Source organism: Streptomyces smaragdinus, assembly GCF_009604385.1.
GTDB lineage: Bacteria > Actinomycetota > Actinomycetes > Streptomycetales > Streptomycetaceae > Streptomyces > Streptomyces smaragdinus.
This window is the reverse complement of the sequence record NZ_WEGJ01000041.1, coordinates 21,782-47,772: the sequence shown is the minus strand read 5'-3', so window position 1 is coordinate 47,772 and position 25,991 is coordinate 21,782. Positions and strand designations below refer to the sequence as shown.

The window sequence follows — 25,991 nt, the reverse complement described above, 5'->3', positions numbered from 1 at the left end:
ACACGGGGTTACGCGGTGAGAGGGGCGGGCAGGTCCGGCTCCGACGCTGTGAAACGCTCGCCTGTCGCCACGTCCTCGACGGTGAGGCGCAGCGACGGGTAGTCCTCGATCTGGTTGCTGCCGGACGGGTGGCCCGCCGACAGATCGGGGAAGTCGAGCCCCGGACAGAGGGCCTCGCGCGGCAGCACGATGGTGAGGACCGTGTAGTCGTCGGGGACCGGGGGCGCGTCGGCGCCCATCCGCTTGGCCGCCGCCCGGTCGTAGATCTCCGGGGACAGGTCCTTCGCCCGGGCCAGCAGCCCGAGTCCGTGCGGGCCCCAGAACTCCACGTCGGCGCGGTAGCCGCGGGTGCCTTCGCCGGCCGTGCGTGTGCGCTCGACGCCCAGGTCGATGGTGAACTCCAGCTTGCCGATCAGGCCGTCGCTGTCGGTCGGCGGCCGGTGCGGCCCTCCTACGCTGCTCGACCCGTAGGAGTGCAGCACGAGCCCCTTGCTCTCCAGCGCCCCCGGTTCGCCCTTCCCGCAGTCCGCGAGCCGCGCGGTGCCCCCGCCCGGCAGCGCCACGGGGGTCTTCGGCGGGGGCGGGGGAGGGAAGAGGCGGTCCGTCACGGGGCCGCCCCACCGGTCGTACAGCAGCGCCACGAGCAGGACCGTGACCGGCAGCGCCAGCCACAGACGGCTGCGCCGGCCGACGGACCAGGCGTCCGCCATCAGTCCGTCGCGGCCGTGGGAGCGGTGGTCTCACCGGTGCCGGCCGCGGGCTCGGCGTCCTGCGGGGCGCTGTCCACCGCCTTGTCCGGCGAGGTCGGTGAGCCGGCGTCCGGCACCGGCCCGTCGTTCGGGTCGGACAGCGTGGAGTCGGGGCTCGCGGTGGCCGGGCCGTCCGGCGACTCGTCCGCGGTGGAGCCGCCCGGGGAGCCGAGGAGCCCGTCGCAGTACGGGCCGATCTTCGACGTCCCGCCGGCCGCCTTGTTCAGCCGGTTCATCGTCTCCCGGTCCGGGCGCTCGCCCCGGGTCTGCTCGGTGACGAAGGCGCGGCAGTCGTCCTCGAGCTGCGCGGCGCTCGGCGGGGGCGTGGCGTCCTTGCCGCTGTTCTCCTTGGCGTCGGGCCCCGGACCGCTGTTGTCCGGGTCGCCGGACCTGTGTCCGTCCGGGTCCGCGGACGGCGAAGAATCGTTTCCCGGGGTGGCGCTGCCGCCGGCCGCGGGCATGGAGGTCCCCGGCAGCGGCGAGACGGTCGCCGGCGGCTTCGCCGGCGTGTCGGTGAACGGCGACAGACCGGCCGTGGAGGCCACCGCCATCCCGCCCGCCGTGCACGCCAGCAGCGTCACCGCGGCGGCCGCCCGCAGCGGACGGATCCGGCGGACCAGGGCGAACAGGGCTGTTCCGAAGCCGTGCGAGGTCTCCCGGCGGGCGGCGCGGAACGCGGCCACGGCCGCCTCCTGGCCGGGCGCGTACGCGTCGTCCGGGTACCGCCGGCCGGTGTCGGCGAGCGTCGCGAGGAACGCGGCGAGCCGCTCGGCCTCCGCCACGTCCCGGGCCGTACCCGGGGAGGGCAGGACGGATTCGCCGCGCAGCAAATGCTCCGCGGCATCCTCGTCCAGCCATCCGAGGGGCTTCTCGGCCATCACATTCCCTTAAGCGTCCGTGCCGCCGTTTCCGTCACACCGCTGTCGCTTTCCAGCCACTCCGCGATCTGCTTCAGACCCCGCTGCGCGGCCGTGCGGACGGCCCCCGGCCGCTTGCCGAGGATCTCCGCCGTACGTTTCACGTCAAGGCCCATGACCACCCGCAGGGTGACCACCTCCGCCTGGCCGCGCGGCAGTCGGGAGATGAGCGAGAGCGTGCGGCGCGTGGCCTGCGCCGTCATCGCCTCGGCCGCCGTGTCCGACGCGGCGGCGCGGTCCGTGAGTTCCGTCTCGTCCCCGCCGATCGCCGGCCGGCGCGAGCGCGCGCGGATGTGGTCGAGCGAGCGGTTGCGGGCGATGCGGGCGCTCCAGCCGCGGAACTGGTCGGCGTCGCCCTTGAACCCCGCGAGATCACGGGTGATCTGCAGCCACGCCTCCGAGGCCACGTCCTCGGCGTCGCCCTCACCGACGAGGGTGCGCACATAGCCGAGCAACCGGGGGTTGACCGCCCGGTAGACGGCGCGGAAGGCGGCCTCGTCCCCTTTCTGCGCCGAGCGCACCGCAGCGGTGAGCGCCACGTCGTCCTTGTGCACTGCGGTCAGTTCTGTAACCCCCGGACGTCCGGCCGCGTTTGGGCCGGGTCTGCATGTCTGTGGCCCGCAGGTAAATGCGGGCTTCAGAACGCTACGTGGCCGGGACACCCCACGTCCAGGGGAGTGGGACAGAGCGATGGTACGGACCGGTGGGAGGGCGTCCGGGGGGCGGGTGTGACAATTCCGGGGCGTCCGGCGCTGAACGGTATACGGACTGGCTCGAACGCCGGTCCGATCCCTGAGCGACGGCCGGGGTCTCTCCTGTGGGGGGTAGCGGCCCCGGTCGTCACATTTCAGGCGTTTACGGGCGCGTCAGCTCTCCCCGTACAACCAATCCGGAACCCGGTTGGTCGGAGACGGGGCCACATGTGACGGATGAGACCGGAGAGGTAGCTTCGTGTTCAAGAGGAAAGCGCATGCCTACAGGCCGCTGAGTCTGAAACGGAGGGCCTGGATCACGCTCGGCGCGGTCGTGCTCGGTGGCGCGGGGGCCGTCACCATCGCGGTCGCGGGCGAGGACGGTCCGGGCGGGCCCAAGCCGGTCGAGGCGCGTAAGTCCAGTGTGCGTGCGCTCGACCTGACGGGCACCAAGGGCAAGAAGCAGCTCGGGAAGACCGAGACCCAGCAGTTCTCGCTGGTCGGTCTGAGCTGGGACAAGGCCACGCAGCAGCTGGACGGCAGCGTCCAGGTGCGCACCCGGTCGCTGGAGACCGGCGAGTGGACCGAGTGGCTGCCGCTCGAGGAGCAGACGGACCTGCCGGACGACGCGACCTCGGAGATACGCGGCGGTTCCGCCACGCGCTGGGTCGGTCCGTCCGACGCCGCCGAGGCGAAGGTCGTCGCCGAGGACGCCACGGAGAGCCCGCTGCCGGCCGGCATGGAGCTGGTCCTGGTGGACCCGGGCGTGACGCCCGCGGAGGCCAAGGCGGCGGAGCCGGGGTCGGACGACTTCGAGACGGCGGCGTACTCCGTACAGGACACGCCGACCGCCGACCCGTCGGTGACCACGGATCCGACGGCGACGACGGACCCGACGACGGATCCCACGGCGACCACCGAGCCCACGGCGACCACGGAGCCGACGCAGACCACGGAGCCGACGGCGACCGCCGAGCCCACGCAGACCGAGGAGCCGCCCGGCGAGGAGCCCCCGCCCGCGCCGCCGGCCCCGCGGCCGTCCACCGTGGTCAAGCCCCCGATCAAGCCGCGCTCCAGCTGGGCGACGGCCGCCGACGAGGCGCGCGTCGCGGCGAACATCGCCGACGACAACCCGATCGAGTACCTCGACAAGATCGACGTCGCGTTCGTCCACCACACGACCGACGCGACCAACTACACCTGCGCCCAGTCCCCGCAGCTGATCCGCGCGGACTTCCTCTTCCACGTCGACCACAACGGCTGGAAGGACATCGGCTACAACTTCCTGGTCGACAAGTGCGGCCAGGTCTTCGAGGGCATGAGCGGCGGCATGGACCTGCCGGTCAAGGGCGCGCACACCGAGGGCTACAACAGCTACTCGACGGGCATCGCCGTCCTCGGCACGTACACCACCGACATCCCCACCCGCGCGGCGATGGACTCCGTCGCCCGGGTCGCGGCATGGAAGCTCGGCCAGTACGGCGTGAAGGCCAACAGCCAGGTCACGCTGGCCCAGATGACGGTGGACGAAAAAACGGATGAGCCGGTGCCCACCGGTCTCAAGCAGACCTTCTACCGGATAGCCGGTCACAAGGACGGTTACAACACCGCCTGCCCCGGCACCAAGCTGTACGAGCGCCTCGGCAAGATCCGTAACGCCGCCGTCGCCCCCGGTATCTCGCACGCGCTGGCGACCACCGACCTGCGCTCCGCCTCCGGCAAGGCGGCCAAGGACGGCATCGGCGACATGTTCGCCGGAGTGCCGAAGGCCAGCTCCTCGGCCGGTCTGGTGAGCATCCTCCCCGGCGGCGACGACGGCCCCGTGACCGGCGGCCGGCTCAACCTCACGCAGAACAGCGCCGGTGTCCCCGGCTCCAGCGAGTCCGGCGACGCCTTCGGCAGCGCCGTCTCCGCCGGTGACCTGAACGGCGACGGCGTCGCCGACCTCGTCGCCGGCGCCCCGGGCGAGGACGGTACGGCGACCCAGACGGACGTCGGCAACGTCACCTTCCTGTACGGTCCCGGCCTCACCACCGGCGGCTCCTTCGCCGGCACCAAGGCCGGTGCCAAGGCCGGCTCCACCACCGCCGTCGGTGACTTCAACGGCGACGGCAAGGCGGACATCTTCTCCGCCGGCACCGGCACCGGCGGCGCCTGGTGGGTGCGCGACAGCGCCACCGCCAAGGTCACCACCGGTACGGTCACCACCGCCACCGGCGCGATCGCCTACACCGCCGCGACCAGCGGCGACTTCAACCGCGACGGCTACGCCGACGTGGTGCTGAACTACCGCGACACGGCCGGCAAGGGCAAGCTGCTGAGCTTCAAGGGCTCCGCCACCGGCCTGGTCAAGGGCAGCGTCCTGGCCACCCCGGGCGGCCGTTCCGTCGCCGCCGGCGACATCAACGGCGACATGATCGACGACCTCGTCGTCGGCCAGGCGTACAGCGCCGAGTCGGCCGGGAACACCGGCGGCCAGATCACCACGCTGCTGGGCGCCACCGGCGGCTGGACCTCGACCACGGTGAAGAAGACGATCCACCAGAACACCACCGGCGTCGAGGGCAGCTCCGAGAGCAACGACGCGATGGGCTTCTCCGTCGCGGTCGGCGACTACAACGGCGACGGCTACGGCGACGTCCTGACCGGCGCCCCCGGCGAAGACGTCGGCACCAAGGCCGACGCCGGTATGGCCTGGCTGTTCAAGGGCTCCTCCAGCGGTCTGAACCCGTCCGGCGGGCTGGCCTGGACCGCGGACACCTCGGGCATCGCGGGCAGCGCGGAGGCGGGCGACCGCCTCGGCGCCGAGGTCCAGCTGGCCGACCTGTCGGGCTACGGCCGGGCCGACCTCGCGATCGGCGCGGACGGCGAGGACACCAACGACGGCACGATCCTCCAGCTGGACGCGGGCTCGGCGGGCATCAGCAACGCCGGCGGCGTCTACTACGGCAAGGGTTCGCTGGGCGTCGCCGCCGATCTGCGGATCGGCGCGGTGCTCGCCCCGTAACCCTCCGGGCAGCACACCGGCCGGCCCCTCCACCGCAGCCGCGGGGGAGGGGCCGGCCCCGTTTCACGACCCCCGCACCTCCACCGCCAGCGCCCGGAACCGCGCCCACGGCAGCGCCGGCCGCCGGGGGTCCCAGGTCTTCTGCGCCAGCGCCGCCAGCGGCAGCCGGATCCCCGCCGCCACCTGGTCCGCCGTCTGCGCCCCCGGTACGTCGCCCCACACCGCGAGCCGCGCGCCGAGGACCCGGTCCGGGCCGGCCAGCGCGGCGGGCACCGGCGTGGTGCCGCGCAGGACCGCGGGGGTCCACTCCTCGTAGATCCGCCGGCCGGTGGGGTAGACGAATTCGTTCGGCTGACCGAGGACGTAGTACAGGTACTCGTCGTTGACATTCACCAGCCGCCGCCCCTCCTCGAGGTACGGCGACGGCGGGCGGGCCCCGTACTCCTTGCCCGTCCAGTACTCGACCTCGCGGTCCCTGGGCGTCCGGGCCACCCCGGCCGGATAGATCCCGTCGTTCCACGCCTTGAGCCGCTTGCCGTGGTCGAGCAGCAGCTCGCCCCGGTCGTTCAGCCACCCCACCGCGAGGTCCTGGATCCGCCCCTTCGGCCCGTACTCCTTGCGCGCGGCAGCTGCCAGGGCCGGGTAGCGCGCCTCGGGGTCGGCGCTCAGCAGCGGGGCGTACTCGTCGCCGCCCAGATGCCAGTAGCGGCCGGGGAACAGGGGCACGTACTCCGTCAGCAGCTCGTCGAAGAACTTCCGCGCCGCGGGCTTCGTCACGTCGATCGCCCCGAGCACGGCCTCGCCGGCCCCGTCGCGCAGCTGCAGCGACGGATGCGCGGCCAGGACGGCGCCCAGATGACCGGGGGAGTCGATCTCCGGGATGACCTCGATGTGCAGCGCGCCCGCGGTCCGCACGATGCGGCGGACGTCGGCCTTCGTCAGATGCGGGTCGGAGACGATCTCGGGGTGCTTGTCGCTCTGTACGCGAAAGGCCTGGTCGTCGGAGAAGTGCAGGCCGAACTGGTTGTACTTCAGCTCCGCGAGCTCGCGCAGCCGGGCCTCGATCCACGCCCGCGGGTAGTGCTTGCGCGCGACGTCCAGCATGAACCCCCGCTGCGCCCGGTCCGGCCGGTCCTCGATCACCCCCGGCGGCAGCCCGCCGCCGGTGCGCACGGCCTGGCGCAGGGTGCGGGTGCCGTAGAAGACGCCGGCGTCGGAGGGGGCGGTGATCTCGGCGGGGCCGTCGGCGGGGACGCGGATCCGGTACGCCTCGCGGCCACCCGGCACGTCGGCGTCCAGGGCGAGCCGGACGTCGCCGGTACGGGCCGGGCCGGTGCTCTGCCGGACGTCCAGCTCACCGGCGAGGCGGCGCGCCTCGTCCGCCAGGACGCCCCCGGCCGGCGCGACGACCCGGGTCACGGGGGAGGGGCGCCAGCCGGGGCCGGTGCCGGGGGTGTACGCGCGGACGGCGGGCACCGTCCGGGGGGCCTCGGCGGGGACGGCCGGCAGCCGGCGTATCGCCCCCCACACCGCCGCGCTGTCCTGGGGGGCGCCGCCGCCGGGGAGCAGGAGGACGCCGGCGAGGAGCACCACGAGGGCGCTCACGCCGAGGGCCGCCGGGCGGGACGGCGCAGGGACGCGGCGTATCGCGCGCCACACGGACTTCATCGGTACCTCCAGCGGCTTACGGCCCCTCCCCCGACGCTAGACGCCTCGCCCCGCCCCCGCTCACCCAAGCCTCCGAGCAGCCGTGATGTGCCCAAACCTCCCCGTCCGGGTGAAGTTCACGGTTCGGACGGCGGATCGTTCGGTTCCTCCGTTACCGTGACGCATCGTCGTTCGACTGAGTAGCCCCACCTCCCGTGCCACCGAACAGGAGCGAGCCCTGCCCGGCCTCGACGCCCTCAACACAGCCGCACCGGCGGACGCCGAGGCCGCGCTCATGCTCTGCTGCGCCAGCCACCGCTGGGCCCGCCGGCTCACGGCCCACCGCCCCTACCCGGACCTCGGCGCCCTGCTCGCCGCCGCGGACGAGGCGGCGTACGACCTCACCCCCGCCGACCTGGGCGAGGCCCTGGCCCTGGAGCGCGCGGCCCGCCCGCCGGCCCTCCCCAGCCTCGCCGCGCACACCGCGTGGCAGGCGGCGAACGCCGCGTACGAGAGCCGCTTCGGACACGTGTTCGTCGTCTGTCTCGACGCCTACGAGCCGTCCGAGCACCTCGACCAGGTCCTCGCCGGCATCCGCACCCGGCTCTCCCACGGCCGCGACGAGGAGCTCGTCGTCACCGCCGAGGAGCTGCGCAAGCTTGCCCGCGGCCGGCTCACCCGGCTCAGCAGGCGGACCCTCAGCACCGCACAGCGCTGACCGGGGTCCGGATATCGGCCGTTGGAGTGGGTCATATGCCGAACTATCCGACATCCGAGTGACGTCCGTGCCTGATCGATCACACTGGCGCCCCCCGGGCGGGGTAATGGGCGGCGCGTCGCTACGATGGCCACGGCCGGAGGACCGTACCCGGCCGGGTATTGACCGACACACAAGGCCGGCTGTACCCCCTTCAACGCACCGGAGGGTTTTTCCGTGCCGGCTGGAACGCTGTACCGCGGCCGGGAAGGCATGTGGTCCTGGGTGGCTCATCGAGTCACCGGCGTCCTCATCTTCTTCTTCCTGTTCGTGCATGTCCTGGACACCGCACTCGTCCGCGTCTCCCCCGAGGCCTACGACGAGGTCGTGGGCACCTACAAGACGCCGCTCGTGGCCGTGCTGGAGTACGGCCTCGTCGCCGCCGTCCTCTTCCACGCCCTGAACGGCCTGCGCGTCATCGCCGTCGACTTCTGGTCCCGTGGCCCGCGTCTGCAGAAGCAGATGCTCTGGATCGTCGTCGGCATCTGGGTGGTGCTGATGGCCGGGGCGATCTACCCCGTCCTCGGCCACGCCGCACGTGAGCTGTTCGGGAGCTGAGGCAGGACATGAGCACTTCTGAGATCCAGATGACGGACTCCTCGGCGGCGGTGAGTGTCGACAACCCCGCCCCCGTGATCGAGCCCCCGCGCAAGCGGACCGGCCGCACGCCCAAGTCGACCCGCGGCAACTTCGAGATGTACGGCTGGCTGTTCATGCGCCTGTCGGGCATCGTGCTCGTCGTCCTGGTGCTGGGCCATCTGCTGATCCAGCTGGTCCTGGACGGCGGTGTGTCGAAGGTCAGCTTCGCCTTCGTGGCGGGCCGCTGGGCCTCGCCGTTCTGGCAGATCTGGGACCTGGCCATGCTCTGGCTGGCCATGCTGCACGGCTCCAACGGCCTGCGCACGGTGATCAACGACTACGCGGAGAAGGACGGCACGCGCTTCTGGCTGAAGATGCTGCTGTACACGGCGACCGTCTTCACCGTCCTGCTGGGCACGCTGGTGATCTTCACCTTCGACCCGAACATCCGCTGAGGGCTGAGGTAACGAACGCAATGAAGATCCACAAGTACGACACCGTCATCGTCGGCGCGGGCGGCGCCGGCATGCGCGCCGCCATCGAGGCGACGAAGCGCAGCCGCACCGCCGTGCTCACCAAGCTCTACCCGACCCGCTCCCACACCGGCGCCGCCCAGGGCGGCATGGCCGCCGCCCTCGCGAACGTCGAGGAGGACAACTGGGAGTGGCACACCTTCGACACGATCAAGGGCGGTGACTACCTGGTCGACCAGGACGCCGCCGAGATCCTGGCGAAGGAGGCCATCGACTCGGTCCTCGACCTGGAGAAGATGGGCCTGCCGTTCAACCGGACCCCGGACGGCACCATCGACCAGCGCCGCTTCGGCGGCCACAGCCGCAACCACGGCGAGGCCCCGGTCCGCCGGGCGTGCTACGCCGCGGACCGTACCGGCCACATGATCCTGCAGACGCTCTACCAGAACTGCGTCAAGGAGGGTGTGGAGTTCTTCAACGAGTTCTACGTCCTCGACCAGCTGCTGGCGGAGGACCCGGAGACGGGCGTCAAGAAGTCCGTGGGCGTCGTCGCGTACGAGCTGGCCACCGGTGAGATCCACGTCTTCCAGGCCAAGGCGGTGATCTACGCCTCCGGCGGGACCGGCAAGTTCTTCAAGGTGACGTCCAACGCGCACACCCTCACCGGCGACGGCCAGGCGGCCGTGTTCCGGCGCGGGCTGCCGCTGGAGGACATGGAGTTCTTCCAGTTCCACCCGACCGGCATCTGGCGCATGGGCATCCTCCTCACCGAGGGCGCCCGCGGCGAGGGCGGCATCCTGCGCAACAAGGACGGCGAGCGCTTCATGGAGAAGTACGCGCCCGTCATGAAGGACCTCGCCTCCCGCGACGTCGTGTCCCGCTCCATCTACACGGAGATCCGGGAGGGCCGCGGCTGCGGTCCCGAGGGCGACCACGTCTACCTCGACCTCACGCACCTGCCGCCGGAGCAGCTGGACGCCAAGCTGCCGGACATCACCGAGTTCGCGCGGACGTACCTGGGCATCGAGCCGTACACGGACCCGATCCCGATCCAGCCGACCGCGCACTACGCCATGGGCGGCATCCCGACCAACGTCGAGGGCGAGGTGCTCTCCGACAACACCACCGTCGTGCCGGGCCTGTACGCCGCCGGCGAGGTCGCCTGCGTGTCCGTGCACGGCGCCAACCGCCTCGGCACCAACTCGCTGCTGGACATCAACGTCTTCGGCCGCCGCGCGGGCATCGCCGCCGCGGAGTACTCGGCGAAGGCCGACTTCGTCGAACTCCCCGAGAACCCCGCCGAGCGCGTGCTCGCGCAGATCGAGGGCCTGCGGGAGTCCACCGGTTCCGAGCGGGTCGCGGACCTGCGGCGCGAGCTGCAGGAGTGCATGGACGCCAACGTGATGGTGTTCCGTACGGAGCAGACCATCAAGACGGCCGTCGACACGATCGCGGAGCTGCGCGCGCGGTACAAGAACGTGTCCGTGCAGGACAAGGGCAAGCGGTTCAACACCGATCTGCTGGAGGCCGTCGAGCTGGGCAACCTGCTGGACCTCGCCGAGGTCATGGCGATCTCCGCACTCGCCCGCAAGGAGTCCCGCGGCGGTCACTACCGCGAGGACTACCCCACCCGCGACGACGTCAACTTCATGCGGCACACGATGGCGTACCGGGAGGTCGACGCGGACGGCAACGACTCCGTCCGGCTCGACTACAAGCCGGTCGTCGTGACCCGCTACCAGCCGATGGAGCGTAAGTACTGATGAGCACTCCCGTTCTGGACAAGGTCGAGGCCGAGTCGGCGGCGTCCCCCTACATCACCGTCACCATGCGGATCCGCCGGTTCAACCCGGAGATCTCCGCCGAGTCCGTCTGGCAGGACTTCCTGGTCGAGATGGACCCGAAGGAGCGCGTCCTGGACGCCCTCCACAAGATCAAGTGGGAGCAGGACGGGACGCTCACGTTCCGCCGGTCCTGCGCGCACGGCATCTGCGGGTCCGACGCGATGCGGATCAACGGCAAGAACCGTCTCGCCTGCAAGACCCTCATCAAGGACCTCAACCCCGAGAAGCCGATCCTGGTCGAGGCCATCAAGGGCCTGACGGTCCTGAAGGACCTGGTCGTCGACATGGAGCCGTTCTTCCAGGCGTACCGGGACGTCATGCCGTTCCTGGTCACCAAGGGGAACGAGCCGACGCGCGAGCGCCTCCAGTCCGACGTCGACCGCGCCCGCTTCGACGACACGACCAAGTGCATCCTGTGCGCGGCGTGCACCTCGTCCTGCCCGGTGTTCTGGAACGACGGCCAGTACTTCGGCCCGGCGGCGATCGTCAACGCCCACCGCTTCATCTTCGACTCGCGCGACGAGGCGGGGGAGCAGCGGCTGGAGATCCTGAACGACCGCGACGGCGTCTGGCGCTGCCGTACGACGTTCAACTGCACGGACGCGTGCCCCCGCGGCATCGAGGTCACGAAGGCGATCCAGGAGGTGAAGCGGGCGCTGATCACGCGCCGCTTCTGACCTTCCGGTCCGGTCACCGAGCCCCGCTTCCTGCCGCGGCAGGGGGCGGGGTTCGTGCGTCCGGTGTCGGCCGCCGCTCGGGCGCCCGGAGGCCCGCAAGTCCCTGGACGCCCTGCGGGCGGTCGGTCAGACCGACGTGACGACGATCTCGCAGCCCTCCACGGTCGCCGCGTATGCCTCGATGTCGTCGGCGTCGGAGGTCATGACCGTACCCCCGCCGTGCTTGGCGGCGATGAGGACGGACAGGGCACCCACCGGGTCCGGCCGCTTCTTCGGCGGCAGCGTCGCCTTGCCCAGGATGTCGCCGACGGTCTTCCAGTCCTCCACGCCGAGCCCGGCGGTGCACGGCAGGAACCCCGGCTGGGCCTCGTCCGGCCGGCATGCCCGCCCGGCCGGCAGCACGAAGGTCTCGGCCAGCAGCCGCTTCCACGCGTAGGCGGTCTTGGGGCTGGTCCGCCACGCCTGCGAGAGCGCGGGGCCGGGTACGACCGCCGGGTGTCCGCCCGCCGCGACGAAGCCCGCGTGCCGGGCTCGAGCCCGGCGGTCCTGGTTCACCAGGGCGATCAGCATGCCGGTGTCGTAGACGATGACGCTCACGCGGCCGTCGCACCGCCGCCGTCCGCGGGGGGACGGCCGAGAATCCGGTTGACCTCGGCCTGCTCCTCGGCGGTGAGGACCATCCCGTCCGTCCAGCTGTCGGCGGCGGCGTCAGCCGCGGCGGCCTCGGCCTCGGCCCGGGCCTCCTCGAACGGAGCCAGTATCCGCCCCACCCGATCCTGTGCGTCCATCTGCGCCACTGCCGCGACGGCCAGAAACGCCGACACGTCGAGGTTGGCCGCGGCCGCGTGCGCCTTGATCCTGTCGCGCACCTCGGACGGCATGCTCACCGAAAACCGGACGATCGCCATGCGGCCACGGTAACGCGGCGTGTTACCGCTGAGGGGCGCCGCCGCCGGGCCGTGGCTGGAGCGCCAGGCCCGGGCGGCGGGGTCCTCAGAACACCTCCGACGGAACGTACGTCCCCCACACCTCGCGCAGCGCGTTGGAGACCTCGCCCACCGTGGCGCGGGCGCGCAGGGCCTCCTTCATCGGGTACAGGACGTTCTCCGTGCCCGAGGCCGCCCGCTGCAGGGCCGCCAGCGCCGCGTCCACCGCCGCGTTGTCGCGGTCCGCGCGCAGCGCGGCGAGGCGGGCCGCCTGCTGGGCCTCGATCGCCGGGTCGACGCGCAGCGGCTCGTACGGGTCCTCCGTGTCGAGCTGGAAGCGGTTGACGCCGACGACGACCCGCTCGCCGCTGTCCGTCTCCTGCGCGATCCGGTACGCCGAGCGCTCGATCTCGCCCTTCTGGAAGCCCCGCTCGATGGCCGCGACCGCCCCGCCCATCTCCTCGACCTTCGCCATCAGCTCCAGCGCCGCCGCCTCGACGTCGTCGGTCATCGACTCCACGACGTACGACCCGGCGAACGGGTCCACCGTCGCCGTCACGTCCGTCTCGTACGCCAGCACCTGCTGCGTCCGCAGCGCGAGCCGCGCCGACTTGTCCGTGGGCAGCGCGATGGCCTCGTCGAAGGAGTTGGTGTGCAGCGACTGCGTCCCGCCCAGGACAGCCGCCAGCCCCTGTACGGCGACCCGCACCAGGTTGACCTCCGGCTGCTGCGCGGTGAGCTGCACGCCCGCGGTCTGGGTGTGGAACCGCAGCATCAGCGACTTCGGGTTCTTCGCCCCGAACTCCTCCTTCATCACCCGCGCCCAGATCCGCCGGGCCGCCCGGAACTTCGCGACCTCCTCGAGGATCGTCGTACGGGAGACGAAGAAGAACGACAGCCGCGGCGCGAAGTCGTCCACGTCCATCCCGGCGGCCACCGCGGTACGGACGTACTCGATGCCGTCGGCCAGGGTGAACGCGATCTCCTGCGCGGGCGAGGCGCCAGCCTCGGCCATGTGGTAGCCGGAGATCGAGATCGTGTTCCACTTGGGGATCTCGGCCCTGCAGTAGCGGAAGATGTCCGCGATCAGCCGCAGCGAGGGCTTCGGCGGGAAGATGTACGTGCCGCGGGCGATGTACTCCTTCAGCACGTCGTTCTGGATGGTGCCCGTCAGCTGCCCGGCCTCGACGCCCTGCTCCTCGGCGACGAGCTGGTACATGAGCAGCAGCAGCGCCGCGGGCGCGTTGATCGTCATCGACGTGGACACCTTGTCCAGCGGGATCCCGCCGAACAGCACCCGCATGTCGTCGACGGAGTCGATCGCCACGCCCACCTTGCCGACCTCACCGTGCGCGAGCGGCGCGTCGGAGTCGTGGCCCATCTGGGTGGGCAGGTCGAACGCCACGGACAGGCCCATCGTGCCGTTGGCGATCAGCTGCTTGTACCGCGCGTTGGATTCCACGGCGGTGCCGAAGCCCGCGTACTGGCGCATCGTCCAGGGCCGGCCGGTGTACATGGAGGGGTAGACACCCCGGGTGAAGGGGTACGAGCCGGGCTCGCCGAGCTTCTCCGCCGCGTCCCATCCGGCCTCGGCCAGGCTCTTCGGCCCGTACACCGGCTCGATGGGCAGCCCCGACTCCGATTGCCGCGCCATAGGTTGTGCCGCCTCCCGCTCGTCTGGTCGTCCGCCACCACGGACTGTAGCCAGCACCGTGCGGCGGGTGGAGTCCTCCACGCTGGGACCTTGCTCACAGCGCCCCGGCAGGGGGACGCGGGGGTGGTCACGCGGCGTAAAGCAGCAGGTCGATGCCACTTTGTAATGCAACCCAGGGGTGGGGTCGAAGCGTCTATGGGGTGTGACGAGACACACCATGCGCAGAGCGGCCGCCGCCGTCGCGGCTGCTCTCATAACTGTGGGAGCGGCCGCAGGCTGCTCCGCGACGGCGGGGGCGTCCGAGGACCCCTCGCCACCGGCCGGGTCGACAGCGCCTGCCACGCAGTCGCCGTCGCCGTCGGCCAGCCCCTCGGCGTCCCATTCGCCGTCCGCCTCCACGTCTCCCTCGGCCGCGGTGACGCCGTTGCCGAGCGCGACGAAGAAGAAACCGCCGAAGATCCTCATGCGGCCCGGCGACAAGAGCGGCCAGGTGCGTGAGCTCCAGGCTCGGCTGCGGCAGATCGCGTGGTTCAACGCGGCGCCGACGGGCCAGTACGGGTCGGTCACCACGTCGGCCGTCAAGGGCTTCCAGGGCAAGCGGGGGCTGCCGAAGACGGGCACCGTGGACGAGGTGACCTGGCAGCGGCTGCTGAACATGACCACGGAGCCGACGCACGCGCAGCTGTACGCCCCGGCGCCGGGCGCGCTGGACGCCCCCGATCCGCGGTGCATGACCGGCAGGGTGCTGTGCATCTCCAAGACCAGCAACTCGCTGCGCTGGATGAGCGACGGCAAGGTGCTGTCGTCGATGGACGTCCGCTTCGGCGCGGCGGCCACGCCGACGCGGGAGGGCACGCACTACATCTACAACAAGGTCCGGGACGACTGGTCGCGGCTGTACAACTCGCCGATGCCGTTCGCGATGTACTTCGACGGCGGCCAGGCGGTGCACTACTCGGCGGACTTCGCGGCCCGCGGCTACAACGGCGCCTCGCACGGCTGCGTGAACGTCCGGGACCGGGCGAAGATCGCCGCGCTCTTCGACGCGGTGGCGATCGGTACGAAGGTGGTCATCTACCGCTGAGGCGGTGGGGCCGGGAGGCCGGAACGAAGAGCGGCGCGGGCGGAGTTGGGGGAACGCACTCCGCCCGCGCCTTCACTTCGCGAAGCCGTAGGTACGGGGGGAACCCCGGCTCCGCTCGGGCCGATGACCAGTCGGCACACTCCATTCAGCGCCGGAGCCCTCAAAAACGTCACACTCGCAGGTCAACGGTCTCTTGAGGGGTCACTCGCCGAGGGTGGCGGCGTCCAGCAGGGCCGTCACGTCCAGGGTCACCTTGGCACCAATCGAGTCGGGGAGAGCGACGAGCTGGCCTCGGGGATGAATCTCGTGGCTGGCGTAGTCCGAACCCTCGGGCTCGGTCAGTACGTGCAGGCGGTCATGCTTACGGTCCACGATGACGTACACCGGGACCTGCGCGTCGGCGTAGGCGGCAACCTTCGTGCGCAGGTCGGTTCGATAGTTGCTGGACGTGACCTCGAGTACCAGTCGGAAGACGACGGGGTCGTAGCAATTCTTCCCGACGCGATGCTCGTAGAAGTCTGCGTCCACGATCGCCAGGTCGGGAATCGCGTAGTCCTCGGCGCCGGTCGGCAGCCACAGGCCGACGGCCTGGAGCACCTCAAATCCCTCGCCGATCGGACCCGCTGTCAGGAATGGAGCCATGAGGCGCGTCAGCGCACGCGCGTGCAGGCCGTCTGCGGGCGGGGACACGAGGATCTGGCCTCCGATGATCTCGACGCGAAACCCCGGGTGTGCCTCCGACAGCAGGTCGGCCGCCGCGGCCAGCGAAAGCGCGGACTCGGGGCGCTCATCGGCTGCGGACATCCCATGCCTCTCAACAGCGGTCGCCATCACGTGCCTCCCCGGGTAGTGCCGAGAACATCATCGTAGGGCCGCCCGACCCACTACGTCTCGTAAGGCCGTATTCACCCGTTAGGGGAGGTCGCGCGTCGATGTGGCGCAGCCCTACAGCCCCTTCACCCGCCGCGCCACCTTCCGCGCCGCCCCGCTGCTCGCCAGCAGCCGCTTCGCCGAGCGGCGGACCGTCCGGTTGCGCAGGACCGCGCGGGCCGCGCGGGGGACCGTCGAGGTGCGCAGGAGGGGGCGGAGGGGCGCGGGGGCGCCGCCGGGGAGGCCGAGGGCTATGAGGCGGCGGCGGGGGAGGGACGGGACGCGGGTGGTGCGGAGGTACGCCGTGGCCTGGGCGCGCAGGGCCGGGTAGACGCGGGGCTGGTGGACGTACGCCAGCGTGCCCGCCAGGGCCGCCAGCGCCGGCGGGTCGGGCGGGGCGGAGGCCGCCGCCGCTGCCAGGGGCTCGGCGGAGGTGTGCGCGGGGTGCAGCACCGGCGTGACGCCGTACAGCGCCCGCGCCCGCAGCAGCAGCGTCGCGTCCGGGGTGAACAGCGCCGCCGGGCGCAGCGCCGCGCACACCGACTCGACGAGGTACGGCGGCTCGAGCACCGTCAGCGGCGCGCTCTGCTCACGCGCCGCCCGCTCCAGCGCCCGCAGCCGCCCCGTACCCAGAGCGACCACGGGGCCGTACCCCGCCGCCCGGGCAAGCAGCAGCAGCTCGCACAGCTCCTCCTCCGTCGGCGCGACCAGCAGCGCGCTGTCGCCGGAGGGCACGCCGCCCGGCAGCGGCACCGACGGCATCACGTCCCGTACGGCCGACGCGGGCAGCGCCGAGGCGGGCACCCCGAACTCGCTCAGGTACAGCGGCGAAGTCCCCGGCAGCAGCCCGAGGTGCAGCAGCCGCCGCACCCGCAGCCCCACCGTCCGCGCCACCTTCGCCGGCGTCGCGCCGTACGCCTCCGCGCCGCCCGCGCAGACCGTGAGCTGCGCCGAGGCGAAGATCCGGGCCAGGGCCAGGGACTGGCCGGTGAGCCCGTCGAGCACCAGGCCCGCGGGCTCCTCCCCGAGCTCCCACCACCGCCGCAGCTGACGCTCCCAGACCGGCACGTCCTCCCCGCGCACCCGCCAGTGGGCCGGGGACAGCGGCGCGACGACGTCGTCCCAGGTGACGACCGCGTCGAAGCGCGTACCGAGTTCGTCGAACCCCGGCATTCCGGAAAGCGGGGCCGGGGATTTCGTCACCACCAGAATCCGCCGGCCGCCGCGCGGGAATTGCCCCGCGTCGACGGCCGCCGCGAACATCGCGACCGCGAAAGGCGACGCGGCGGAGAAGATCTGAAGCCCGGGAAAATCGGAGCGGGTACCTGCCACAGCAGCACGATAGAGCGCCCGCACAAGGGCTTTCGGGCCCCCGGCGGTCATCTCGGTGAACTACCGGCCGCCCCACGGTGAACAGCGGGTGCCGCCGTCCGGATTCGCCATTCGGCGATGTGTTGTTAACCGGCTGTACCGACGGCGTTGGGCCATCAACTGGAATGCGTGCCTAGCGTCTGCGTCGTGCTCGACAACTCCCCCACGCCCCTTCGAACAGCGGTCATCGCGGATTCCGACACCCGCTGGAAATGGGGTGTGCTCGCCGCCCGCCGCATGGCTCCCGCCGCGTCGGCCGACGGCTTCCTGCTGCGCGGCCGGGCCACTCCCACCCCGCGCCAGCTCGCGGAGACGGGCGTCGGGGTGGAGGTCGCGGGAGAGGTGACGGGCCCCGAGTTCACCGAGCGTGCGCGGGAGTACGACGTCGTCGTCCTCGCCTGCGTCGGCCGCGGCGTGCAGGCGCTGCTGCACGGCCTCGCCCGCCTCGAGCGCCGCCCGGTCGTCGTGACGGGCTATGTGGGCGTCGTCTACGAGAAGCTGCCCGACGGTCTGCTGCTGCGCCACGGCGCCGACGTGGTCCTGGCCAACAGCCGGCACGACGCGGAGCGCTTCCGCGAGGTGTACGCGGGCATCGGCGCCGACGCCGCGAGCGTGGTGGAGGCCGGGCTGCCGTTCCTCGGCGGGAAGCCGTACGAGCCGGACGCGACCCGCCCGTACACCGTCGTCTTCGCCGTCCAGCCCTCCGTGCCCGACAGCCGCCCCGAGCGCGCCTACCTGCTGCGCCGCGCCGTCGGGCACGCCCGCGCCCACCCGGAGCGCGAGGTGCTGGTCAAGCTCCGCAGCCGCCCCGGCGAGCACACCACGCACGTCGAGGAGGCCCCGTACCAGCGGCTCGCGGAGAAGCTGCCCGGCGGGCTGCCCGCCAACTGCCGTCTGGTGTACGGGCACATGGGCGAGCTGCTCGACCGCACCGACCTGCTGGTCACCGTGAGCTCCACGGCCGCCCTGGAGTCCCTGCACCGCAGCATCCCCACGGCCGTGCTCACCGACCTGGGCATCCGCGAGCCGCTGGGCAACCACTACTTCCTCGGCTCCGGCTGCTACGCCTCCTGGGACCAGCTGGACGCCGGCGAGCTCCCCGAGCCCGACCCCGCCTGGGTCGCCCGGCACGGCGCCGCCGACCCCGCGTACACCGCGGTACGGGCCCGGATCGCCGCCCTGACCGCGACCGAACGCCCCCCGCTCACCCCCTGGCTCACCCCCCGCACCGCCCCCGGCTTCCTGCCGCCGCTGCTGGCCCGCTACGGCTTCGCCCCGGACGGCAGCGCGCTGCGCGCCGACGCCGTGAAGGAGAGCGCCGCGCGCCGCGCCGCCCGCACCGTGGTGCGCCGCGCCGCCCGCGGGGCGTACCGCTCCGGCGTGCAGCGCGTGGCCCCGCTGATCCGGCGGATGGGGGCCCTGTGAACAGCCGAGCAACCGAAGGAGCACCTGTGCCACCCACCGTGCTGGCCGTCATCCCCGCCCGCGGCGGATCCAAAGGGGTCCCCGGCAAGAACCTCGCCACGGTCGGCGGCGCCTCCCTCGTCGCCCGCGCGGTCCGCCGCTGCGCCGGGGCGTCGGCGGTGACGGACGTGGTCGTCTCCACGGACGACGCCGGGATCGCCGCCGCCGCCCGCGCGGCCGGCGCGGAGGTCGTCGAGCGCCCGGCGGACATCGCCGGGGACACGGCGACCAGCGAGGCGGCCGTGCTGCATGCCGTGGACGCCTTCGAGTCCCGGACCGGACGCACCGTCGACACCATCGTGTTCGCCCAGTGCACCAGCCCCTTCCTCACCGCCGGGGACGTCGACGCGGTGGCCCGCGCGGTGCTCGAGGAGGGCGCCGACACGGCCCTGACCGTCGCCCCCTTCCACGGCTTCCTCTGGCGCGACGAGGCGGACGAGCCCCCGGCGTCCGGGACCGAGGAACGCGAGCGGACCCACGGCGACACCGAGGTCATCGCCCGCCTGGGCGCCACCGGCTACGGGGTGAACCACGACAAGTCGTACCGCCCCCGCCGCCAGGACCGCCCGCAGGACCTCCTCGAGACGGGCGCCGCCTACGCGATGCGCGCCGACGGCTTCCGCGAGCACCGCCACCGCTTCTTCGGCCGCACCGCCCCGGTCCGCACGGACCCGGCCCGCGTGCTGGAGATCGACGACCCGCACGACCTGGCCCGCGCCCGCGCCCTCGTACCCCTGCTGGACGCGACCGCCGCGGACCTTCCCACGCGCGCCGACATCGACGCCGTGGTCCTCGACTTCGACGGCACCCAGACCGACGACCGGGTGCTGATCGACGCGGACGGACGCGAGTTCGTGTCCGTCCACCGCGGCGACGGCCTGGGCATCGCCGCCCTGCGCGACACCGGCCTGCCGCTGCTTGTCCTGTCGACCGAGCAGAACCCGGTCGTCGCCGCGCGGGCCCGCAAGCTGCGGATCCCCGTGCTGCACGGGATCGACAAGAAGGCCGAGGCCCTTCGCGCCTGGTGCGACGAGCACGGCCTCGACCCCGCGCGGGTCCTCTACGCCGGCAACGACGTGAACGACCTGCCCTGTTTCGCCCTGGTGGGCTGGCCCGTCGCGGTCGGCAGCGCGCACGACGTGGTGCGCGACGCGGCCCGTGCCGTGACCACCGCCTCGGGGGGCGACGGAGCGATCAGAGAGATCGCCTCGTGGATCCTCGGCCCCTCCCTCTGACCCCCGCAGACACAAAACCGTAAGGAAGCATCCCTCATGAGCCCCACCCCTCGATTCCGCACACTCGGCGACCGCCCCGTGGGCCCGGGTCACCCGGTCTACGTCACCGGTGAGATCGGCATCAACCACAACGGTGAGCTGGACAACGCCCTGAAGCTGATCGATGTCGCGGCCGAGGCCGGCTGCGACGCGGTGAAGTTCCAGAAGCGCACCCCGGAGATCTGCACCCCGCGCGACCAGTGGGACATCGAGCGGGACACGCCGTGGGGCCGGATGACGTACATCGACTACCGCCACCGGGTGGAGTTCGGCGAGGACGAGTACCAGAAGATCGACGAGCACTGCAAGGAGCGCGGCATCGCCTGGTTCGCCTCCCCGTGGGACACCGAGGCCGTCGCCTTCCTGGAGAAGTTCGACGTCCCCGCCCACAAGGTGGCCTCGGCCTCCCTGACGGACGACGAGCTGCTGCGCGCCCTGCGCGCCACCGGCCGCACCGTCATCCTCTCCACGGGCATGTCCACCCCGAAGCAGATCCGGCACGCGGTCGAGGTGCTGGGCAGCGACAACATCCTGCTCTGCCACGCCACCTCCACGTACCCGGCGAAGGCGGAGGAGCTCAACCTCCGCATGATCCACACCCTGCACAACGAGTTCCCGAACGTCCCGATCGGCTACTCCGGCCACGAGACGGGCCTGCAGACCAGCCTCGCCGCCGTCGCGCTCGGCGCCGTCTTCGTCGAGCGGCACATCACCCTCGACCGCGCCATGTGGGGCTCCGACCAGGCCGCTTCCGTCGAGCCGCAGGGCCTGACCCGGCTGGTGCGCGACATCCGCACCATCGAGGCGTCCCTCGGCGACGGCGTGAAGAAGGTGTACGAGAGCGAGCTCGGCCCGATGAAGAAGCTGCGCCGCGTCACCGGCGTCGTCGCCGAGACCGAGGGTACGGAGAAGGAGCCGGTCGCGGTATGAACCCGGCGGCGGGAGAGACTCTGGCACTGGTCGAGAGCCCGGTGCAGCTGCTCAACGTCCTGGAGTGGGCGTATCTGGGAGGCACCGTCACCCCGTGCACGGTGGTCGTCCTCCCGCCCCGTGACCCCATGTCCCGCGGCCAGCTGCGCCGGATGGCGGAGCTGGCCGCGGACGAGGGGCTGACCGTGCGCTGGGAGGAGGCGCGCAGCGACGGTCCCGGCGCGCTGAAGCGGCTGCTGGGCCCCCTGCGGGCCGCCCGCCGGCTCGTCCTCGGCGACCCCTTCTCCCGCTGGATCCAGCTCCTCCTCGCCCTCGCCCGGCCGCCGGAGGTCGTGGTCGTCGACGACGGCACGGCCACCATGGAGTTCGTCGGCCAGCTGGCCCGGGGGGAGCGGTTCGTCCGCTGGCACCGCAGCGGACGCGGCGGCGGCGTGCGCGCACTGGCCTACGCTCCCGTGTCGGGCGCCGCCCGCCGCCGCCTCACCCCGCGGGCCGGCCGGCGTGTCGAGGTGTTCAGCTCGATGCCGGTCGAGGCCCCGGACGGCGTCCACGTCACCCGGTGCGAATTCGCCTGGGCGCGCGCCAGATTCGGCCCGCCGCGGATCGCCAAGGACACGGATCTGGTGGGAACGTCCCTGGTCGAGACGGGTGTCGTCGATCCGGACCGGTATCTGGACGCGGTCGGTCAGCTGGCCCGCGCGCACGGTGTCGGACGCTATTTCGCGCACCGCCGTGAGAGCGCGGAGAAGCTGCACGCGATCCATCTGGCGACGGGCCTGGAGATCGTACGGCCGGACCTGCCGCTCGAGTTGATCGCGCGGCGCGGGCCCATCGGGCACACGATCGTCAGCTTCCCGTCCACCGTGGTGCACACCCTGCCCCTCGCCCTCGCGGGCACCGGGGTGAAGGTCGCGGTGGTGGAGATCGACGAGAAGTGGCTCACCGCGCAGGCCTCCCCGCGGGCGCAGGGCTTTCTCGCGACGGTCGCGGGGGCCGCACAGCATGAGAAAGGCGCCAGATCGGTGCAGTTGCCCCCAGCTGCGTCCGCAGCATGACAAGTACACGCGGAGGAGGGCGGAGGATACCCAGCGGGGTAGAGCGTTAACCCCCATCGGACTGAAATTTTGCTGATCGAGTCTCAGTTGGGGCCCCTGGCGCTCTACGCTGTCAAAGGTGAACCAACTGATGTCGCCGTCATCGGCCGGCGAGGCGCCCGCCGACCCATCCTCCGGCTCCGACTCCGACGGAGGACTGCCCGGCGCGCTGCCGCCGGAGCTGAGCGCCGAACTGATCGAGTTCCGCCGTGACTTGCACATGCACCCGGAGCTCGGCAACCAGGAGTTCCGCACCACGGCCCTCCTCGTCCACCGGCTGGAGCAGGCGGGCCTCAAGCCCCGCGTGCTCCCGCCCGGCACGGGGCTGATCTGCGACATCGGGGCCGACGCCTGGGACGGCGCCCGGCCCCTGCTGGCCCTGCGCGCCGACATCGACGCGCTGCCCATCCCGGACACCAAGACCACGCCGTACCGCTCCACCTTCCCCGACCGCGCGCACGCCTGCGGCCACGACGTGCACACCGCCGTCGTCCTGGGCGCCGGCCTGGTGCTGGCGGAGATGGCCCGCGACGGGCGGCTGCCCCAGCCCGTACGGCTGCTCTTCCAGCCCGCCGAGGAGGTGCTGCCGGGCGGTGCCACCGACGCCATCGGGCACGGGGTGCTGGACGGCGTCGGCCGCATCCTCGCCGTGCACTGCGACCCGCGGGTGGAGGCCGGCCGGATCGGGCTGCGCACCGGCGCCATCACCTCCGCCTGCGACCGGCTGGAGGTCAGCCTGGACGGCGCCGGCGGGCACACCGCGCGCCCGCATCTGACGACCGACCTGGTCACCGCCGCCGCCCGCGTCGCCCTCGACGTCCCGGCGGTCCTCGCCCGCCGCGTCGACACCCGCGCCGGGATGGCCGTCACGTGGGGGCGGCTGGAGACGGGCCACGCCTGCAACGTCATCCCGCAGCACGCGGAGCTGTCCGGGACCTGCCGGATGCTCGACATCGAGACCTGGCGCCGGGCCCCCGACCTGGTGCACGCGGCGATCGAGGAGGTCGCGGCGCTGCACGGGGCGAAGGCGTCCATCTCCTACGTCCAGGGCGTGCCGCCGGTGGTCAACGAGGCGTCCACCGCCCGGCTGCTGGCCGACGCGATGACCGCGCGGCGCGGCACGGACGCGGTGGAGGGCACGGAGCAGTCGCTGGGCGGCGAGGACTTCTCCTGGTACCTGGAGCACGTCCCGGGCGCCATGGCCCGCCTGGGCGTCCGCCCGCCGGGCGACACGGGCGCGGCGCGCGATCTGCACGCCGGCGACTTCGACGTGGACGAGGAGGCGATCCGGGTGGGCGTCGAGCTGTTCACCGCGGCGGCGCTCCTGGACGCGGACCGGCGCCTGTAGTCCCGTACTCCTCCGACGCACTCCGGACGGCTCAACCTAACGGGCGAAACGGGCAAATGCCGCGTTACGCTGCGGGCGAGATCGGCGCCGTCCCTGGAGAAGAGGCGCTTTCGCAGAGAGAAAGAAGGAAGCCTCGTGCGTCGCGTACCCCATCTCGCCGTCGCGGTCCTCACGGCAGCCGCGCTGGCCTTCACGGCCACCGCCTGCGGCGACGACGACAGCGGCTCCGGTTCCGGCGGCGGCTCGGGCTCCGGGTCCGGCTCCGACAACCTGGGCATGGCGCTCGCCTACGACATCGGCGGCCGCGGCGACCAGTCGTTCAACGACGCGGCCGCGGCCGGCTTCGACAAGGCCAAGGAGGAGTTCGGCTGGCAGGGCCAGGAGGCCGAGCCGTCGGCCGGCGAGTCCGACGCCGACAAGGCCCAGCGCCTCACCGACCTGGCCAAGAAGGGCTACGACCCGATCGTGGCCGTCGGCTTCGTCTACGCGCCGGCCGTCAAGCAGGTCGCCGCGAAGTTCCCCGACACGACCTTCGGCATCATCGACGACTCCTCGGTGCAGGGGAAGAACATCGCCAACCTCGTCTTCGCCGAGGAGCAGGGCTCGTATCTGGCGGGCGTCGTGGCGGCGAAGGTCAGCAAGACCAAGACCGTCGGTTTCGTCGGCGGGGTGGAGACGGCGCTGATCAGGAAGTTCGAGGCCGGCTACAAACAGGGCGTCGCCGACACCGACGACTCGGTGAAGGTGCTGACGAAGTATCTGAGCCAGCCGCCGGACTTCTCGGGTTTCGAAAAGCCCGACCTCGGCAAGGAGGCCGCCCAGGGCCAGCTCGACCAGAACGCGGACGTGATCTACCAGGCCGCCGGCGGCGCCGGCCGGGGCGTCATCGAGGCGACGGCCGGGGCGGACAAGTGGGCGATCGGCGTCGACTCCGACCAGTACCAGCAGAAGGGGCTGGCCGCCTACAAGGACCAGATCCTCACCTCGGTGATGAAGAACGTCTCGGGCGCGGTGTTCGACCTGGGCAAATCCGTCCACGACGGCAAGCCCGAAACGGGCGTGATCACGTACACGCTCAAGAACGACGGCGTCTCCCTCTCCCAGTCCAATCCGGCGTTCCAGGACATGGCGGACGTGCAGACCGCGGTGAAGGACGCCACCGACAAGATCATCAACGGCGACATCAAAGTCAGGACCACGCCATAGAACAGCTGTCCGCACACCCTCGGTGTCCGTCGGTTCACCCGGCGGGCACCGGTTCGTGTCACGCGCTCCGACCGGTTTTAACGACGATCCGATAACGGCGGGTCAAGGCTCTCCGCGCGCGCATCTACGCGCGTTACGATGCGGCGCAACCTGCGTCATGGGACCCCTCCGGGGGAGGATCCCGGAGCGCGCCCCTTCACCCTCGAGGAGAGCCCTCTCTTGCGTCGGCTAACCCAGATGGCGGTCGCGAGCATCGCGACCGCGGCACTTGCATTCACAGTCACCGGCTGCGGCGACGACAGCGGCGACGGCGACTCCGGAAAGGGCGGTGCCGACAAGGGCGCCGCGCTCGCGTACGACATCGGCGGCCGCGGCGACCTGTCGTTCAACGACGCCGCCGCGGCGGGCTTCGACCAGGCGAAGAAGGAGTTCGGCTGGGAGGGCATGGAGGTCGAGCCCAACGAGGGTGAGACCGACGCGGACAAGATCCAGCGGCTGACCGACCTGGCGAAGAAGGGCTACAACCCGGTCATCGCGGTCGGCTTCGTCTACTCCAAGGCCGTCGGCGAGGTTTCCAAGAAGTTCCCGAAGACCAACTTCGGCATCATCGACGACCCGGTCGAGGGCAAGAACATCGCCAACCTCGTCTTCAACGAGGAGCAGGCGTCCTACCTCGCGGGTGTGGCTGCGGCGAAGGTCACCAAGTCCAAGACGGTCGGCTTCATCGGCGGTGTCGAGACCCCGCTGATCAAGAAGTTCGAGGCGGGCTACGTCCAGGGCGTGAAGGACACCGACTCGTCCGTCAAGGTCGAGGTCAAGTACCTGACCCAGCCGCCGGACTTCAGCGGCTTCGCCGACCCGGCGAAGGGCAAGTCGGCCGCCGAGGGCCAGCTGGACGCCGGCGCCGACGTGATCTACCACGCCGCGGGCGGCGCCGGCAACGGCGCCATCGAGGCCGCCGCCACCGCCGGCAAGTGGGCGATCGGTGTCGACTCCGACCAGTACAACGCGCCGACCCTGGCGAAGTTCAAGGACAAGATCCTGGCCTCCGCCACCAAGAACGCCACGGGCGCGGTCTACAACCTGATCAAGTCCGTGCACGACAAGAAGCCGCAGTCCGGCGAGCAGCGCTACGGCCTCAAGGGCGACGGCGTCGGCCTCACCGAGTCCAACCCGGCCTACACCGCGATGACGGACGTCGTCGAGGCGGTCAACGCCGCCAAGGCGAAGATCGTGTCCGGCGAGATCACGGTCAAGACCGAGCCGTAAACCTCTCGGCATCAGGCGGGCAGGGGCCTCCGGAACCGTCCGGAAGGTCCCTGCCTGTCCGTCGGGGTTCGATCACGGGCGCTACGCGCGTAGCATGCCCGTGTGGGCACTACCGTTCCCCTGTGAGCCCCCGCCCGTACCAGACCACCGTCCCCCGGA

Annotated in this window: 23 protein-coding genes; 14 read left to right on the top strand and 9 right to left on the bottom strand. The window is 71.9% G+C overall.

Annotated elements, in window-relative coordinates:
• Positions 1-8: 8 nt before the first annotated feature.
• From SRB5_RS30640 to SRB5_RS30630, 3 genes are read right to left on the bottom strand one after another with little or no spacing between them, the layout of a single operon-like run.
• Complete coding sequence (locus SRB5_RS30640; RefSeq protein ID WP_153456723.1) at positions 9-710, bottom strand: hypothetical protein; 702 nt, start codon at positions 708-710, stop codon at positions 9-11.
• Positions 710-1,627: a hypothetical protein gene (locus SRB5_RS30635; protein ID WP_153456722.1), complete on the bottom strand. Its 918-nt coding sequence runs from the start codon at positions 1,625-1,627 to the stop codon at positions 710-712. The genes SRB5_RS30640 and SRB5_RS30635 overlap by 1 nt, the downstream gene beginning before the upstream one ends.
• Positions 1,627-2,220: an RNA polymerase sigma factor gene (locus SRB5_RS30630; RefSeq protein WP_407704004.1), complete on the bottom strand. Its 594-nt coding sequence runs from the start codon at positions 2,218-2,220 to the stop codon at positions 1,627-1,629. The genes SRB5_RS30635 and SRB5_RS30630 overlap by 1 nt, the downstream gene beginning before the upstream one ends.
• Positions 2,221-2,692: 472 nt before the next feature.
• On the opposite strand from SRB5_RS30630, the gene SRB5_RS30625 reads away from it, so the two are divergent.
• Positions 2,693-5,365, top strand: a complete 2,673-nt coding sequence (locus SRB5_RS30625; protein WP_323378754.1) for an FG-GAP-like repeat-containing protein — start codon at positions 2,693-2,695, stop codon at positions 5,363-5,365.
• 63 nt (positions 5,366-5,428) lie between these two features.
• Here the strand turns inward: SRB5_RS30625 and SRB5_RS30620 are convergent, their stop codons facing one another.
• A complete protein-coding gene (locus SRB5_RS30620) occupies positions 5,429-7,033 on the bottom strand; it encodes a beta-N-acetylhexosaminidase (protein WP_153456721.1) in 1,605 nt (534 codons plus the stop codon).
• A 274-nt stretch (positions 7,034-7,307) separates the two neighbouring features.
• Here SRB5_RS30620 and SRB5_RS30615 point away from each other — a divergent pair, with 274 nt between their 5' ends.
• The 5 genes from SRB5_RS30615 to SRB5_RS30595 all read left to right on the top strand — a co-directional run bounded on the left by SRB5_RS30615 (position 7,308) and on the right by SRB5_RS30595 (position 11,342).
• A complete protein-coding gene (locus SRB5_RS30615; RefSeq protein ID WP_267132624.1) occupies positions 7,308-7,730 on the top strand; it encodes a 2-oxo-4-hydroxy-4-carboxy-5-ureidoimidazoline decarboxylase in 423 nt (140 codons plus the stop codon).
• Between the two features lie 216 nt (positions 7,731-7,946).
• Entirely contained in the window at positions 7,947-8,327 is a 381-nt protein-coding gene (gene sdhC, locus SRB5_RS30610; RefSeq protein ID WP_323378752.1) for a succinate dehydrogenase, cytochrome b556 subunit, read from the top strand.
• Between the two features lie 8 nt (positions 8,328-8,335).
• Complete coding sequence (locus SRB5_RS30605) at positions 8,336-8,803, top strand: succinate dehydrogenase hydrophobic membrane anchor subunit (RefSeq protein ID WP_153456719.1); 468 nt, start codon at positions 8,336-8,338, stop codon at positions 8,801-8,803.
• Positions 8,804-8,823: 20 nt separating this feature from the next.
• Positions 8,824-10,584, top strand: a complete 1,761-nt coding sequence (gene sdhA, locus SRB5_RS30600; RefSeq protein ID WP_153456718.1) for a succinate dehydrogenase flavoprotein subunit — start codon at positions 8,824-8,826, stop codon at positions 10,582-10,584.
• Positions 10,584-11,342, top strand: a complete 759-nt coding sequence (locus SRB5_RS30595; protein ID WP_153456717.1) for a succinate dehydrogenase iron-sulfur subunit — start codon at positions 10,584-10,586, stop codon at positions 11,340-11,342. The genes sdhA and SRB5_RS30595 overlap by 1 nt, the downstream gene beginning before the upstream one ends.
• 126 nt (positions 11,343-11,468) lie before the next feature.
• On the opposite strand, the gene SRB5_RS30590 is transcribed toward SRB5_RS30595, so the two are convergent.
• From SRB5_RS30590 to SRB5_RS30580, 3 genes are all read right to left on the bottom strand, one after another.
• On the bottom strand, positions 11,469-11,939 hold the full coding sequence (locus SRB5_RS30590) for a hypothetical protein (protein ID WP_323378751.1): 471 nt from the start codon (positions 11,937-11,939) through the stop codon (positions 11,469-11,471).
• A complete protein-coding gene (locus SRB5_RS36020; protein WP_194293076.1) occupies positions 11,936-12,250 on the bottom strand; it encodes a type II toxin-antitoxin system HicB family antitoxin in 315 nt (104 codons plus the stop codon). The genes SRB5_RS30590 and SRB5_RS36020 overlap by 4 nt, the downstream gene beginning before the upstream one ends.
• Positions 12,251-12,335: 85 nt before the next feature.
• Entirely contained in the window at positions 12,336-13,922 is a 1,587-nt protein-coding gene (locus tag SRB5_RS30580) for an acyl-CoA mutase large subunit family protein (RefSeq protein WP_153456716.1), read from the bottom strand.
• Positions 13,923-14,346: 424 nt separating this feature from the next.
• On the opposite strand from SRB5_RS30580, the gene SRB5_RS30575 reads away from it, so the two are divergent.
• Positions 14,347-15,006 (top strand): L,D-transpeptidase family protein, encoded by a 660-nt coding sequence (locus SRB5_RS30575; protein ID WP_323378750.1) that lies wholly within the window; start codon positions 14,347-14,349, stop codon positions 15,004-15,006.
• Positions 15,007-15,207: 201 nt separating this feature from the next.
• On the opposite strand, the gene SRB5_RS30570 is transcribed toward SRB5_RS30575, so the two are convergent.
• Entirely contained in the window at positions 15,208-15,810 is a 603-nt protein-coding gene (locus SRB5_RS30570; protein ID WP_153456742.1) for a Uma2 family endonuclease, read from the bottom strand.
• Positions 15,811-15,951: 141 nt separating this feature from the next.
• On the bottom strand, positions 15,952-17,208 hold the full coding sequence (locus tag SRB5_RS30565) for a hypothetical protein (protein ID WP_153456714.1): 1,257 nt from the start codon (positions 17,206-17,208) through the stop codon (positions 15,952-15,954).
• A gap of 186 nt (positions 17,209-17,394) precedes the next feature.
• Here SRB5_RS30565 and SRB5_RS30560 point away from each other — a divergent pair, with 186 nt between their 5' ends.
• The 7 genes from SRB5_RS30560 (at position 17,395) to SRB5_RS30530 (ending at position 25,832) form a co-directional block, all read left to right on the top strand.
• The gene (locus SRB5_RS30560) at positions 17,395-18,672 is read left to right on the top strand and encodes a DUF6716 putative glycosyltransferase (RefSeq protein ID WP_323378749.1); all 1,278 of its coding nucleotides are present in this window, start codon (positions 17,395-17,397) and stop codon (positions 18,670-18,672) included.
• Between the two features lie 26 nt (positions 18,673-18,698).
• Entirely contained in the window at positions 18,699-19,946 is a 1,248-nt protein-coding gene (locus SRB5_RS30555; RefSeq protein ID WP_323378748.1) for an acylneuraminate cytidylyltransferase, read from the top strand.
• 36 nt (positions 19,947-19,982) lie between these two features.
• Entirely contained in the window at positions 19,983-20,915 is a 933-nt protein-coding gene (locus SRB5_RS30550) for an N-acetylneuraminate synthase family protein (RefSeq protein WP_153456713.1), read from the top strand.
• Complete coding sequence (locus SRB5_RS30545; RefSeq protein ID WP_153456712.1) at positions 20,912-21,970, top strand: hypothetical protein; 1,059 nt, start codon at positions 20,912-20,914, stop codon at positions 21,968-21,970. The genes SRB5_RS30550 and SRB5_RS30545 overlap by 4 nt, the downstream gene beginning before the upstream one ends.
• A gap of 130 nt (positions 21,971-22,100) precedes the next feature.
• On the top strand, positions 22,101-23,357 hold the full coding sequence (locus tag SRB5_RS30540; RefSeq protein WP_153456711.1) for an amidohydrolase: 1,257 nt from the start codon (positions 22,101-22,103) through the stop codon (positions 23,355-23,357).
• Positions 23,358-23,492: 135 nt separating this feature from the next.
• Positions 23,493-24,563: a BMP family lipoprotein gene (locus SRB5_RS30535; protein WP_323378747.1), complete on the top strand. Its 1,071-nt coding sequence runs from the start codon at positions 23,493-23,495 to the stop codon at positions 24,561-24,563.
• A gap of 219 nt (positions 24,564-24,782) precedes the next feature.
• Positions 24,783-25,832 (top strand): BMP family lipoprotein, encoded by a 1,050-nt coding sequence (locus SRB5_RS30530; RefSeq protein ID WP_153456709.1) that lies wholly within the window; start codon positions 24,783-24,785, stop codon positions 25,830-25,832.
• Positions 25,833-25,991 lie beyond the last annotated feature (159 nt).